The sequence below is a fragment of the Actinophytocola sp. genome (assembly GCF_036378875.1).
Lineage (GTDB): Bacteria > Actinomycetota > Actinomycetes > Mycobacteriales > Pseudonocardiaceae > Actinophytocola.
The window spans coordinates 1-13,383 of record NZ_DASUVO010000065.1 but is presented as its reverse complement, the minus strand read 5'-3'; the positions used below and the strand labels follow the sequence as shown (position 1 = coordinate 13,383).

8 protein-coding genes and 1 pseudogene are annotated in these 13,383 nt (G+C 68.5%); 5 read left to right on the top strand and 4 right to left on the bottom strand.

Annotated features, from left to right (window positions below; translation table 11 throughout):
- Positions 1-8 precede the first annotated feature (8 nt).
- Genes VF106_RS19135 through VF106_RS19115 form a run of 5 tightly spaced genes read left to right on the top strand, consistent with a single transcriptional unit; the run spans position 9 to position 11,232 of the window.
- A complete protein-coding gene (locus VF106_RS19135; protein WP_330841114.1) occupies positions 9-1,436 on the top strand; it encodes an acyltransferase domain-containing protein in 1,428 nt (475 codons plus the stop codon).
- 32 nt (positions 1,437-1,468) lie between these two features.
- On the top strand, positions 1,469-7,153 hold the full coding sequence (locus VF106_RS19130; RefSeq protein ID WP_330841113.1) for an SDR family oxidoreductase: 5,685 nt from the start codon (positions 1,469-1,471) through the stop codon (positions 7,151-7,153).
- Positions 7,150-8,526 carry a cytochrome P450 gene (locus tag VF106_RS19125; protein ID WP_330841112.1) on the top strand — a complete coding sequence of 459 codons (1,377 nt, stop codon included), beginning with the start codon at positions 7,150-7,152 and terminating at the stop codon, positions 8,524-8,526. The genes VF106_RS19130 and VF106_RS19125 overlap by 4 nt, the downstream gene beginning before the upstream one ends.
- The gene (locus tag VF106_RS19120; protein WP_330841111.1) at positions 8,526-9,767 is read left to right on the top strand and encodes a cytochrome P450; all 1,242 of its coding nucleotides are present in this window, start codon (positions 8,526-8,528) and stop codon (positions 9,765-9,767) included. The genes VF106_RS19125 and VF106_RS19120 overlap by 1 nt, the downstream gene beginning before the upstream one ends.
- A 13-nt stretch (positions 9,768-9,780) precedes the next feature.
- Positions 9,781-11,232, top strand: a complete 1,452-nt coding sequence (locus VF106_RS19115; RefSeq protein ID WP_330841110.1) for a carotenoid oxygenase family protein — start codon at positions 9,781-9,783, stop codon at positions 11,230-11,232.
- Between the two features lie 3 nt (positions 11,233-11,235).
- Here the strand turns inward: VF106_RS19115 and VF106_RS19110 are convergent, their stop codons facing one another.
- The 4 genes and pseudogenes from VF106_RS19110 to VF106_RS19095 form a co-directional block, all read right to left on the bottom strand.
- On the bottom strand, positions 11,236-12,267 hold the full coding sequence (locus tag VF106_RS19110; RefSeq protein ID WP_330841109.1) for an LLM class F420-dependent oxidoreductase: 1,032 nt from the start codon (positions 12,265-12,267) through the stop codon (positions 11,236-11,238).
- 14 nt (positions 12,268-12,281) lie between these two features.
- Positions 12,282-12,707 carry a PaaI family thioesterase gene (locus tag VF106_RS19105; protein WP_330841108.1) on the bottom strand — a complete coding sequence of 142 codons (426 nt, stop codon included), beginning with the start codon at positions 12,705-12,707 and terminating at the stop codon, positions 12,282-12,284.
- A 134-nt stretch (positions 12,708-12,841) separates the two neighbouring features.
- Positions 12,842-13,162 carry a hypothetical protein gene (locus VF106_RS19100; RefSeq protein ID WP_330841107.1) on the bottom strand — a complete coding sequence of 107 codons (321 nt, stop codon included), beginning with the start codon at positions 13,160-13,162 and terminating at the stop codon, positions 12,842-12,844.
- 87 nt (positions 13,163-13,249) lie between these two features.
- A pseudogene (locus VF106_RS19095) lies at positions 13,250-13,383 on the bottom strand (IS5/IS1182 family transposase); the annotation flags it as partial.

Genomic DNA, 13,383 nt, shown 5'->3' with positions numbered 1-13,383 from the left:
GGTCAGGTATGACTGGCCGAAAACTGGCCGTGCTCTTTCCTGGACAAGGGGCGTTCGACGGGACGGCGCTCCGCACCGCGAGCGAGCGTCATCCTCAGGTCAACCAGGTTTTCAAGGCGATCGACCTAGTAACGCAGGAGCAATTCTCGGCTCAGCTGACCGACATTCTGTTCGGTGGGGAGCCCCCGACAATAGACCTACTTCTTGCCGAGCAGCCGTGGGTTTCCCAGCTGGCGATCTTCGGCGCCGACGTGGCCGCATACCAGGTGCTCGCCTGGCATGGCCTGCGCCCGGACGTGCTGGTCGGGCACAGTCTCGGGGAAATAGCCGCGCTGGTCGCGGCGAACGCCTTCACCGTCGAGGATGGCGCGCGGATCGTCGCCGAACGCGTGCGGGCGGTCGCGGACCAGGACCTGGCGGCGGGCCGGATGGTGGCGTTGGCCGCGGGCGCCGCACGGGTCCAGAAGATCGTCGACCTCGTCGAGGACGACGGGTTGGCCGTGGCGGTCGAGAACCACGACGGGCAGACCGTCGTGAGCGGTCCCGGCGGCGCGATCGACAGCGTGGTCGGTATCGCCGGGCAACTGCGGATCGGCACGGTCGAGGTGAAGTCGCCGTTTCCGTTCCACACGCCCATGCTCGCCGCCGCGGTACCGAGGTTCGCCGAGCGGCTGCGCGACATCCCCCAGCAGCCGCTGGACATGCCGGTCTTCTCGCCCATTCTGGGGCGTCACTACCGCGACGACGACAACCTGGCCGACCTCCTGGCCACCCACCTCGTCACGCCCGTGCTGTTCAGCGCGGGCGTGCGGACGCTCTACGACGACGGCGTGCGGCAGTTCGTGGAGGCGGGTTGCCTCGGCGCGCTGTCCAGCCTCGTGCGGAAGGCGGGCACCGGGGAGTCCGTGACCACGTGGCCGTCGATCCTTCTCCGGAACGGCGAGCTGGCGCTCGACGGGACGCTCGCGGACCTGCGGCGTCACGGCCTGGCCGACGGGTCGGTCGGCGAGCGACTCGCCGCGCTCGTCGCGCCCGACATCCAGGCGGACGTCTTCAGCAGGTTCTGGGCCACGGCCGGCGGGGAGATCACCAAGCTGATTCACGACCGGCTCGCCGAGTTCCAGCCGGGCGGCGCCGTCGAGCCAACGGTGACCGAGACCCCGAGCCTTGATCGGGACGCGCTCGGCGCGGAGATCAAAGCCATTTATTCCGAGGCGCTCGAGTACCCGGAGGAAGTGTTCACCGACGACGTTCTCCTGGAAGCGGAGTTGGGTGTCGATTCGGTGAAACAGCTCGAACTGCTGACCCGGGTCACGCAACGGTACTCACTTCCCGTCAAGGACGGCAATTTCTGGCTGGCCGACCACGACACGATGGGAAAGATAATCGATGCCGTGCACGGCATCCTGCGTGGTGCCGTGCCGGCGTCCGCCTGACCTCGCCCGCGGCGAACGGGAGCACGCTTTTCATGTCCTCATTATCGGGAAGGCTCGCCCTTGTCACGGGTGGCGCGAAGAACGTGGGAAAGGCAATCGCCAGGGCCCTGGGGGAGCGCGGGGCACACGTACTGATCAACTATTTTCATTCCCACGAGGAAGCCAAGCGGACCAGGGCCGAGCTGACCGCGGCCGGCATGACCGTCGACCTCATCCGTGCCTCGATCGCCCGGCCGGAGCAGGTGGACCGGATGTTCGCCGAGATCGAGCAGCGGTTCGGCCGGCTGGACATCCTGGTGAACAACGCCGCGGACGGCGCGCTGCTGCCGCTGACCGACCTCACCGACGAGCATCTCGACCGGGCCATCGACACCAACTACAAGGGTGGGCTGCGGTGCGCCAGGGCCGCCGCCCCGCTGATGGCCAGGAACGGAGGCGGGTCGATCGTCACGGTCTCCGCGCTCGGTGGCTCACAGATGGTCATGGCCAACTACCTGGCCTGCGCGCCGGCGAAGGCCGCGGCCGAAGCGGTGACCCGGTACCTCGCGGTGGAGTTCGCGCCACTGAACATCCGCGTGAACACCGCCTCCTCGGCGATGCTGGACAGCGAGGTGGCACACGCGTTCCCCCGCGCCACCGAGATGCGGGCGGCCATCGCGGACGCCACCCCGATGGGTCGGCTCGGCACGCCCGAGGAGTTCGCGGACGTGGTGGCCTTCCTCGCCGGCGACGACTCCCGGTGGATCACCGGGCAGGTGATCCTCGCCGACGGCGGCCTGACGCTGGGCGCCAACCTGCTCTCGCCGCCCAAGGCGCCACCGGAGCCGGCGCCCCAGACGGACGACGACGAGATCGCCGTGGTGGGCATGGGGCTCGTGGTCGCCGGGGCGAACAGCCCGGACGAGTTCTGGACCCTACGCACCACCGGCGGCGAGTTGTTCGGGCCGGTGCCGGCGGACCGCTGGGAACGCGGGACGTTCTTCTCCGCCGACCCGTCCGATGAGGACAAGTCGTACCAGGACACGTGTGTCTTCGTCACCGACTTCCAGCCGGACGCCGACACGCTCGCCGGACTGGCCGGCGACGGCCACGAGCTGACCACGCTGTGGCTTCGGCACTCGCTGGCCCACGCCCTGCGCGGGGTGCGGCGGCGCCAGGACGACGACTACTCGTTCCAGGTCGGCTACACCCCGGACGGCAGCCAGCACCTGGAGGAGGCCGGCGTGCTCGCCGGCATCGGACACCGGATCCACGACATCGCCGAGGAACTGTCGATACCGGCGGCCGAACGAGCGGAACTGCTCGCCAGCATCGACGCCGTGCTCAGGAAACGATACTGGCGTGGTTCCCGGGCGCCGTCGCGTTTCCTGCCACACCAGGTCGGACAACTGGCCATGGCCGGGATGTTGCCGGCGGGCACCGAGCTGCAGATGGTGGACACGGCGTGCTCGTCGTCCCTGTACGCCATCGACATCGGCATCAAGGGCCTGCTGATGGGCAAGCACGACATCGCGGTGTGCGGTGGCGCGTTCGCCCTCGCCCCACGCGGCACCGTGCTGTTCTCGAAACTCCAGGGCCTGTCCAGGCGTGGCGCGGTGCACTCGCTCGACGCCGCCGCGGACGGCGTCATCTTCGCCGACGGCGCCGCGGTGGTGGTGCTCAAGCGGCTGAGCCGTGCGCGCGACGACGGTGACCGCGTGCTGGCCGTGCTCAAGGCGTTCGGCTCGTCGTCCGACGGTAAGGGCAAGGCGATCTACGCGCCGAACGCGGCCGGCCAGGACCTCGCCGTGCGGCGGGCTCTGTCCACCGGTGTGCGCGGTCAGGACGTGGACTGGGTCATCGCGCACGCCACCGGGACGCCGACCGGGGACCTCGCCGAGTTCACCACCCTCAAGCGGCACTTCGGCACCGACCGCACCAGCTACGTCACCTCCAACAAGTCACTGGTCGGGCACACCGGCTGGGCGGCTGGCGTGGTGTCGGTGATCGAGGCGATCCTCGGGCTGGAGCATGACCTGATCCCGAAGCAGTACCGGTTCACCTCGCCCCCGGCGGAGTTCGGGATGGACGAGACGAAGCTGACGATCCCGACCGAACACGTGCCATGGCCACGGCAGCCCGGCCGGGCCAGGTCGGTCGCCGTCTCCGGGTTCGGCTTCGGGGGCACCAACGCGCATCTGATCGTGCGGGAACAGCAGCCCGCCGCGAGTAGCGCGAGCACCAGGACGCCGTCCACGACGGACCGGGTGGCCATCGTGGCATGGGCGGCACACGTGCCCGGGCTGTCCACTTCGGACGACGTGGCGCGGTGGGTCACCGGAGCCGGTCCCGGACCCGACACGAGCTTCGGCGAGACCTACCCGCCGCCACCGTTCCAGAAGGTGCGGCTGCCGCCGGCCACGGTGCGCACGATCGACCGCTGCCAGCTGATGATCCTCGAGTGCGCGCACGACTTGCGTGGTCAGCTCACCGACTTCTGGCAGGAGGCGGCCAAGAAGACCGGGGTGTTCGTCGGCAACCTGGGGCCGACCAGGGCGGCCATGTTGTACGCCAACCGGTGCTACCTGGACGACATCGACCAGGCGCTGCGACAGGAGCGGCCGGAGCGCTGGCACGAGGAGCTGTCGACCCGCCTTCGCGCACGCGTCCGTGGCCAGGTCCCACCGTCCAACGAGGACTCCTTCCCCGGTCAGATGCCCAACGTCATCTCCGCCAGGGTGGCGAACTACTTCGATCTCAACGGACCGAACATCACCGTCGACTGTGGACTGGCCGGCACCCTGACCGCGATCGAGACGGCCGGCCGGTACCTGCGCACCGGCGAGATCGACTTCGCGCTCGCCGGCGGTATCAACGGCAACAGCCTCCCCGAGTACTCGGCCATGCTGGCCGACCTCGTCGACCTGAGCGGCGTCGGCGGCGCGGCCGAGGGCGCCTTCCTGTTCGCGCTGACCACCGAGCGAACGGCGCGGTCCGCCGGGCTGCCGATCCTCGGGTTCGTGGACGACTTTGGCGCCACGGCACCTGATGTGACCGAGGTGGACTGTGGGGTCTCCGCGCCGGATCGCGCGCGCTACCTCGGTGGCGCCGGAGGCGTGGCGCTACTGGCCGCACTGCACGGTCCCGCCGGCCCTGCGCGGCTCAGGTGCACGGGAGAACAGGGCAGCCAACCGATCCTGCTCGACCTGACGGTGACCGGCCGCCCGGCGGACGCCGAACCCACCTCGCTGCCGGCACGGTTCCGCGACGGTACCGAGCCGCGCGTGCGACGTCAGGTCCCGGAACTGCGGGATTACGCTGCGAACCCGACACGGGAGCGCATCCCCTTCCTGCCGCCCGGTGTCGTGGTGCTGACGAACTCGCCGGACCTCGACAATGACCTGGGGGACCTGCCGCCGGACGCGGTCGTCATATCCACCGCACCGTCCGCCGTCGACCGGCCCGGCCGACATCACGTGCCCCGGCCGACGCCGGAGGTGGTGAGCCGACTGCTCATCCAGCTCGGCCACCCGGTTCGGCACCTGCGAGTAGTCGCCGACCTCACACCGGATGACGGGGACACGCTGATCGCACTGCACGATGCGATGTTCCTGGCCCTGCGCCACGGTTACGCCGACCTCGCGACGGACGGCTCGTCGTTCGTCACGGTGCTGCTCGGCGCGGCATCCGGGGGTGTTCCGCATCCGTACACCGGCCTGTTCACCGGGTTGGTCAAGTGCGCGCACCTGGAGCTGACCGGATGCCTGACGTTCGCGCTGAGCACGTCGACCCGTGACGCGCACGCCGCCGCGACGGCCGCGGAACGGGAGAGCGGCAACGAGCGCGCCTTCCCGGTCGTGTTCGACCACGACGGGGTGCGGAAGACGTACGTGCTGCGGGACGAACCGGTCGAGCTGACCGGCGCGAACCAGGCCCGGCTCGACGGCGGCTCTGTGGTGCTCGCCTTCGGTGGTGCGCGGGGCATCACCGCCGAGGTCATGAAGAGCGTCGCCGAGCACTTCCGCCCACGGATCTACCTGGTCGGCAGCAACCCCATCGACTCGTACCCCGCAGAGGTGTTCGCGGGCGACGACGAGGCCTTCGCGCGAGACCGGCAGACCTACATCCGCCGCGGGCTCGCCTCGGGTGACAAGAAGACCGTGGCGGCACTGAACCGCGAGTTCGACCGGATGATCGACGCCAGGGCGGCGCGGGCGAACATCACGGCCATGCGGACGCACTGCGGCGCCGGCCGGGTGACCTACCTGCCCTGCGACGTGACCGACGCCGAGTCGGTGTCCACTGTGGTCGATCAGGTACTGGCCGAGGAGGGACGGGTCGACCTGCTGGTCAACGCGCCGGGCCGCAACCGGTCCGCGCCGATCAAGGACAAGGACTTCGCCGAGTTCACCGCGATCAGGGACCTGAAGCTCGTCGGTTACCGCAACCTCAAGCGCGCGTTCCGGGCCCGGCCGCCACGCATGTGGTGCAACTTCGGCTCGCTGCTCGGCTACTTCGGACAGGTGGGCGAGTCGGACTACGCCTCGGGCAACGACTTCCTCGCCACCGCGGCGGCACACGCGCGGCAGGTGCTCGGCGAGGACGAGTTCACCATCGGCTGGACGCTGTGGGACGGGGTCGGCATGGGCGCGGACGAGCTGACCAAGGCCTACTTCAGGCGTGCCGGTGCGTACACGCACATGGGAGTCGACGAGGGTGCGTACCACTTCGTCCGCGAGCTGCACGCGACCCCGAGGCGGGCGTCGGTCGTGCATCTCGGCGCCGCCGAGCGCGTGACCGTGGCGTCGTTCTACCCCGGCTACCTCGAACCCGGTTTCTACCTGAGGAAACTGGTCGCCCGCGACGACCGGTCAGCGACCTTCGAGTGCCTGTTCCACGAGGACACCGACGCCTACCTCGACCACCACCGGGTGCGGAACGTGCCGACACTGCCCGGCACGTTCGTCATGGAGCTGGCCGCCGAGGCGGCACGGTTCCTGGTGCCGGACAAGGAGGTCGTCGCCTTCGAGGACCTGACCTTCGACCACTTCCTGATGCTGCGGCCCGGCATCGGGCCGGCGGTCAAGCGGATCACGGCGACGATCGTGCCAGGTGAGCGGGCCGTGGATGTTCGAGTGACCACGGACGTGATCTCGCCGGGTGGGGTGACACTGGTCCGCGACCGCCCGCACTTCTCCGCGCGGGCGGTGCTCGACGACCGGTTCCCGGTGGCGCCCCGGCGCGACCGCTGGCCGTCCGGCGGCGAGACGCCCGTACCGGACCCGTACCACCAGCCGGCGTCGCCGGTCCGGCTCACCGGCCCCTTCGTGTCCACATCGGACACCCGACTGACCCCGACGGGCAAGCGGGCACGCTACCGGGCCGAGTTGGCCGAGGACGATCCGGTGTGGTCTCGGTTCACCGTGCCGGTGATCCTGCTGGACGGCCTCGCCAGGACCGGAGTGCTCGACCTGGTCGACGGCCACCTGGTGCCGGTCGCCGCGCCGCTGTCGATCGGCCGGGTGGAGCTTTTCCAGCGGGGTAACGACATCGAGCTGGTCCGCCGACACGGCTCGCTCGAGCTGTACGCCACGCCAACCGAGCTGACGGCGTCCACGTCGGACGGAAAGGTGGTCGCGCGGATGACGGGCATCAATGCCACTCAGATGGGCTATCTCGACGCGGGTTCCGGGGAGTTCCGGGCGGCGGCGGAGTCGGCGCTGGCGGGCCGGCGATGACGAACGACCAGGAGAGCCCTGTGGAGGAACGGACCGTCCGGCGACTCGCGCCTGGACCGAGCGGCAGCGTGCTGTTCGGCGCGCTGAGCAGCTTCAAGAAGGACACCCTGAAGCTGCTGGTCGAGCTGCAACGGCGGTACGGCGGCATCGTCCGGACCAAGATGGGCCCCTACCTCGTGCACCAGATCACCGAGCCCGAGCATGTGAAACACGTGCTGCAGGACAACTCCCGCAACTACTCGCGCGGCAGGTTCTACCAGGGTTTCAAGCTGTTCTTCGGGCACGGCATGCTGACGACCGACGGTCCCGAGTGGAAGACCAGACGTGCGGTGAGCCAGCCGTTCTTCCACCGCGCCAAGCTCCGCGCCGGGGCGCCGACCATCACCGACACGGTGAACGAGCTGCTCGACAGCTGGGCCGATCCCGCCGCCCGCGATGAGCCGGTGGACATCACCGACGACATGATGCGCCTTGCCATGGGCGTGCTCGGCCGGCTGCTCTACGGCGTCGACCTCCGGGACTACGCCGAGCGGCTGCTCCCCGCGGTTCGCTTCTCGCTCAAGGCGATGATCCTCACGGGCGAGGTCAAGCAGATGCTGCCGCGCTGGGTGCCGACCAGATACCAACGGCAGCTCAAGCACTACCAGCGGGTGCTCAACGGCGTCATGGACGAGATCATCGAGCTGCACCGGCGCGGCGAGGGCAGCGACGACAGCGTCGTGACGGCACTGCTGAACGCCACCCACGACGTCACCGGGAAGCCGTTCACCAACACCCAGATCCGGGCCGAGCTGAAGACGTTGTTCCTCGCCGGCCACGAAACCACGGGCTGCGCGTTGACCTGGACGCTGTACGCGTTGGCACAGCACGCCGACGTGCGACGCGCCCTGGAGCGGGAGCTCACCGAGGTGCTCGGCGAACGGGTGCCCACCGCCGACGACCTTCCGAACCTGCCGTACCTGCGGCAGGTCGTCGACGAGTCGCTGCGGCTGTACCCGCCGATCTGGTTGTTCCCTCGTGACGCGATCTCCGACGACGAGATCGGCGGCTACCACGTGCCCGCCGGCTCGACCGTGCTCATCCCGCTCTACGCGGCCCACCACAACGCGGCCACCTGGGAGAGCCCGGAGGCGTTCGACCCGAACCGGTTCTGCGCCGCGCGCCGGGACCGCTACGACTACTTCCCCTTCGGTGGTGGCGCGCGCAAGTGCATCGGGATGGACCTGGCGCTGCTGGAGATCCAGCTCACCGTTGCCATGGTCGCCCAGCGGTACCGGCTGAGCCTGGTCGCCGGCCATCCGGTCACCCCGGGCGCGCTGGTGTCCCTGCGGCCGCTGCCGAGCGTACTGATGTCGATAAGGAGGCGGCACTGATGCCACCGCAGAGCACGGTCGGCCTCACCATGGCCGACATCTACTCTCCGGAGTACACCGTCGACCCGTACCCCCTGTTCCACCGGATCCGCGACGTCAGCCCGGTGTTCTGGGATCAGCGGATGGGCGTGGACGGCGCGTGGATGGTCACCGGGTACGAGGCCGCGCTGGCGGTCTTCCGCAACCCGAAGCTCTCCGCACTTCGTCCACAGTGGAACCCGAACGGGCCGGACGCCCTTGTGCGCGACGAGGAGTTCGCCGGCCAGCTGCGCGCACTCCACAGCATGATGTTCACCGCCGACCCGCCTGCGCACACCCGGCTGCGCAGGATCGCGCGGAAGCCGTTCGTGCCAGCCGCGGTGGCGCGGATGCGCGGCGAGATCGAGGCGGCGGCCCACGAACTGCTCGACGCGGTGTTGCCGTCCGGCCGGATGGACTACATGGAGGACTTCGCGATGGCGTTGCCCTCCACGACGATGTGCCGCGTGCTCGGGATCCCGGTGGCGGATCGCGGGCTCGTGTGGCGCCGGATCCTGAGCTGGGGTCTGGTCGTGGACGGCGGACCGCTCAGCAAGGAGAACCCCGAGTACCACCTGGGTAAGGTCGGCAAATATATGGACTACTTCCGTGAGCAGCTGGGAAAGCGGCGGGTCCAACGCACCGACGACCTGTTGCAGTCGCTTGTGGACAGCTGGGACGAAGGTGAGTTCATCAGCGAGGAGGAACTGCTCGGCAACCTGATGTTCCTGCTCACCGCCGGCCAGGTCACGACCGGCCATCAGATCGGCAACTCCACACTGGCGTTGCTGGCCCACCCGGACGTGCTCGCGACTCTGCGGGCGGACCCGACGCGGGTGCCGGACGCGACACCGGAGCTCATGCGCTACGACTGCTCGGTCCAGCTGACCAAACGCCGTGCGGTCGAACACATGGAGCTGGCCGGCCAGCGCATCGAGCAGGGACAGGAGCTGTTCGTCTGGATGGGCGCGGCGAACCGCGACCCCGAGCCTTTCCCCGACCCGGACCGGCTCGACCCGGACCGCCCGAAGGTCCAGAACCTGGCTCTGGGCAACGGCATCCACTACTGCGCTGGCGGGCAGCTCGGCCAGTTGCTCAACGAGGTGGCCGTCACCGTGTTCGCCGAACGCGTCCGCAACCCGCGCGTCGACCCGGCCGAGGTGGTGCGCAAGCCCGTGCCCACCTTCCGCGGCGCGCACAGCATCCCGATGACCTTCGACTAGGACGGAGACAGGCGTGAGCACAGCAGAGGTCGCGCGGCCGGAACCGCTCCCGGACTTTCTCGGGTTCACCACCCTGGACCGGGAGGTGACCATCGACCGTCTGCCTGTCACCGGCCGGATCCCGGAATGGCTGACCGGAACCCTGGTGCGCAACGGACCGGCCAAGTTCGAAGTGGACGACTACCGCCTGACCCACTGGTTCAACGGACTGGCCATGCTGCACTCGTTCGCGTTCACCGAGGGGCAGGTGTCCTACGCCAACAAGTACCTGCGCGGCCAGTCCTACGAGGCCGAGGTGAACGACGGACAGCTGTACGGCAAGCAGTTCGGCATGGACCCGTGCAAGAGGCTGTTCGGCCGCCACTTCGCCGAGTACTCCCCGAACCTCTCGGACAACACCAACGTCAACCTGACCAGGATCGCGAACCGCTACTTCGCGTTCAACGAGCAGCCGCGCTACCTCGAGTTCGATCCGACCACATTGGACACCGTCGGTGAGCTGGAGTTCGACGGCCAGATCGCCGGGGAGACGTCGACCCCGCACCCGCACTTCGACTTCGGCCGCAGGACCCTGGTCAACTACACCACCACGATGCGCGACCGCGCCGCGTACCAGGTGTTCTACGTGCCGGAGAACACGCTCACACAGCACCGGATGGCCACCGTCGAGGTGGACGAGCCCTGCTACATGCACAGTTTCGCGATGACCGAGAACTACGTGGTGCTGGTGGAGTTCCCGGTCGTGATCGACCAGGAGAAGTTCGTCCAGCCGGACAAGTCGTTCCTCGAGTGCTTCACCTGGCAGCCGACGCGACCGGCCCGGTTCCGCGTGGTCGACAAGCGGGAGGGCAGGTGCACGGCGGTCTTCGAGAGTGAGGCGTTCTTCGCGTTCCACCACGTGAACGCGGTCGAGGTGGGCGGCGACATCCTGGTGGACATCGCGGCCACGCACACTCCCTATGAGACGGTGCTCGGCCTCGCCCCGACCGAGGACCAGTTCGACCTGTCGGCGTACGGCTACCAGGTGCGGCGTTACACGCTGTCGCCCCGCGGCGGCGCCAGCAGGATCGGCTGGGAACAGCTGGCCGACGCCGGGGTGGAGATGCCACGCATCAACTATCGCGGCCACAACACCAGGCCGTACCGCTACGTCTACGGCCTCGGGCATTCGCCACGCAGCATCCGCGCCATGAACCGGCTGCTCAAACTGGACATCGTGAACGGCACCCACAGCGCGTGGTACGAGAAGGGCTGTTTCCCCGGCGAGCCCGTGTTCGTGCCCCGCCCCGGCGCGTCCACAGAGGACGACGGGGTGGTGCTGTCTGGTGTGCTGGACGCGAAGGCCGGCACGTCCTTCCTGCTGGTGGTCGACGGGTCGTCCTTCGAGGAGCTGGGACGGGCGCGGGTGCCGCACCACATCCCGAACGACTTCCACGGCCAGTTCTTCGCCGACCTGCACCGGTAGCGGTCAGCCGACCAGCTCGGCGAAAGCGCGGACGATCGCGGGATCGTCCGAGCGGACCAGCAGAGTGGTGACCACGGTTTCCCGCCACCTGGCCAGATCGTCCTTGATCTTCGCCGGCGACCCGACCAGCGCCAGGTCCTCCACCATGGCCGTGGTGACCGCGGCGATCGCGTCGTTCTTGTGTCCGCTCAGGTACAGGTCCTGGATCCGAGCGCACTCCTTCTCGTATCCGAGGCGAGCCACCACATCGGCGTGGAAGTTGGCGCCCTTGGCTCCCATGCCGCCGACGTAGAGCGCGATCCACGGACGGATCTGGTCGGCGGCGCGTTCCAGGTCGTCGTCGATCGCGATGGGCACGCCGGCCACGACCTCGAAGTCCGCCTGAGGGCTGCGTTCGGGCGCACGGCGGTGGAAGCCTTCGGCAAGGCGGTCGCGGTAGTAGGCGTCGGCGCGAGGGGAGAACAGGAACGGCAGCCAGCCATCGGCTATCTCGGCGGCCAGCGCGACGTTCTTCGGCCCCTCGGCGCCGAGAAAGATCGGCACCTCGCGGCGCAGCGGATGGACGGTGGCCTTGAGTGGTTTGCCAAGCCCGGTGCCGCCGGGATAGGGCAGCTGGTAGTGCTCACCGGCGAACGTGACGGGCCGCTCCCGCGCGATCGTCGCCCGAACGATCTCGACGTACTCCCGTGTTCTGGCGAGCGGCTTGGGGTAGGGGAGCCCGTACCACCCCTCCACGACCTGCGGCCCGGAGGCGCCGAGCCCCAGGATGAACCGGCCACCGGACAGGTGATCCAGGGTCAACGCGGCCATCGCGGTGGCTGTCGGCGTACGCGCGGACAGCTGGACGATATTGGTGCCGAGACGCACTTTCGTCGTGCGCGACCCCCACCAGGCGAGCGGGGTGAGCGCGTCGGAGCCGTACGATTCGGCCGTCCACACGGAATCGAATCCGAGCCGCTCGACCTCCGACAGCATGGACTCGATGCCGGCGGGCGGACCGCTCGACCAGTACCCGGTGTGGAATCCGATCCTCATCGTTGCTCCCGCCGTCAGCTCGGACGTTCGCGCGGCACATTCTGCAACCGCACGGTACCCCGCGCGACGAGCTTGCCGGCCTCCGTGCGCAACTCGACGAGCCACAGTTGCTGAACACGCCCCTGGTGCACCGCCTCACCCTCCGCGACGACCCGTCCTTCACGCAAGGACGACAGAAAATCGGTGTTGTTGTTGACGCCGACCGCGAACATCCCCTTGTCCATGACGGCGACCGAGGCCCCCACACTGGCCACACTCTCGATGATCGTCGTGTACACGCCACCGTGCACCACCCCCCAGGGAGTGTGATGGTCAGCGTTCAGCTCGACGTACCCGCGCGCCCGCTGCCCGGTCACCTCCTCGAACACCAGCCCAACCGAGGTAAGAAACGCCCCGGTGACTTCCATATTTGGAAAATCCGGCTTTCCGGTGGCAGTCATCAGTAAACCCTCCCCGTCTAGCGCCTGTGGTAGAACGGCGACATCATAACAAAAGAATTGCGGCCGCACAAAGGGTGTGCTGTGTTGGTTGTTTTGGGAGAGGTGTCAAGAATTGCGCGAATAAAGCCCATGGCTCACTTCTTGTGAAGCGAATTCACGACTCCCGCGGATGGCCAATTAGACGGTGGATCGTATTTCGCGCGAGCCGCCCAATCCCGTGCCTGGTACTCGAAGGCCTGCGCTGCGGATACCAACGCCGCCGCCGACCACCACGCCAGGTCTGACTCCGCTGCCATCTGTCGCCACACCGCGGCCACGTCCGCGGAGGCGTGCGCCATGCGCCGAGCGACATCCCGATCGCCGGGGTCGGACTTGTTGACCATCTCCGAGGTCAGGCCGTACTCCCGATACACGGTCTCCCAGTGGTGAACCAACCCGCCGGACACCATCATCACGCCAACCCTTCTCCTCAAACCCGCCCTGTTCGGCTGGTCAGATTCACCGTCGGCGATCTTGAGTCTCCTCAGGGTGCCTTAGAGTTCCTAACAAAGCCGTGTGACGTGTCGCCAGGTGATGATGCAGGTGGCCAGGGCGAGGAAGGCTTCGTGGATGTCGTCGCGGCGTTCCCAGCGGATGCGGAGTCGTTTCATGCCGTGGTACCAGGCCACGGTGCGCT

Excerpts from the sequence above, each read along its gene's own strand:
- VF106_RS19135 (WP_330841114.1), top strand. The coding sequence starts at position 9 with ATGACTGGCCGAAAACTGGCCGTGCTCTTTCCTGGACAAGGGGCGTTC.
- VF106_RS19130 (WP_330841113.1), top strand. The coding sequence starts at position 1,469 with ATGTCCTCATTATCGGGAAGGCTCGCCCTTGTCACGGGTGGCGCGAAG.
- VF106_RS19125 (WP_330841112.1), top strand. The coding sequence starts at position 7,150 with ATGACGAACGACCAGGAGAGCCCTGTGGAGGAACGGACCGTCCGGCGA.
- VF106_RS19120 (WP_330841111.1), top strand. The coding sequence starts at position 8,526 with ATGCCACCGCAGAGCACGGTCGGCCTCACCATGGCCGACATCTACTCT.
- VF106_RS19110 (WP_330841109.1), bottom strand. The coding sequence starts at position 12,267 with ATGAGGATCGGATTCCACACCGGGTACTGGTCGAGCGGTCCGCCCGCC.
- VF106_RS19105 (WP_330841108.1), bottom strand. The coding sequence starts at position 12,707 with ATGACTGCCACCGGAAAGCCGGATTTTCCAAATATGGAAGTCACCGGG.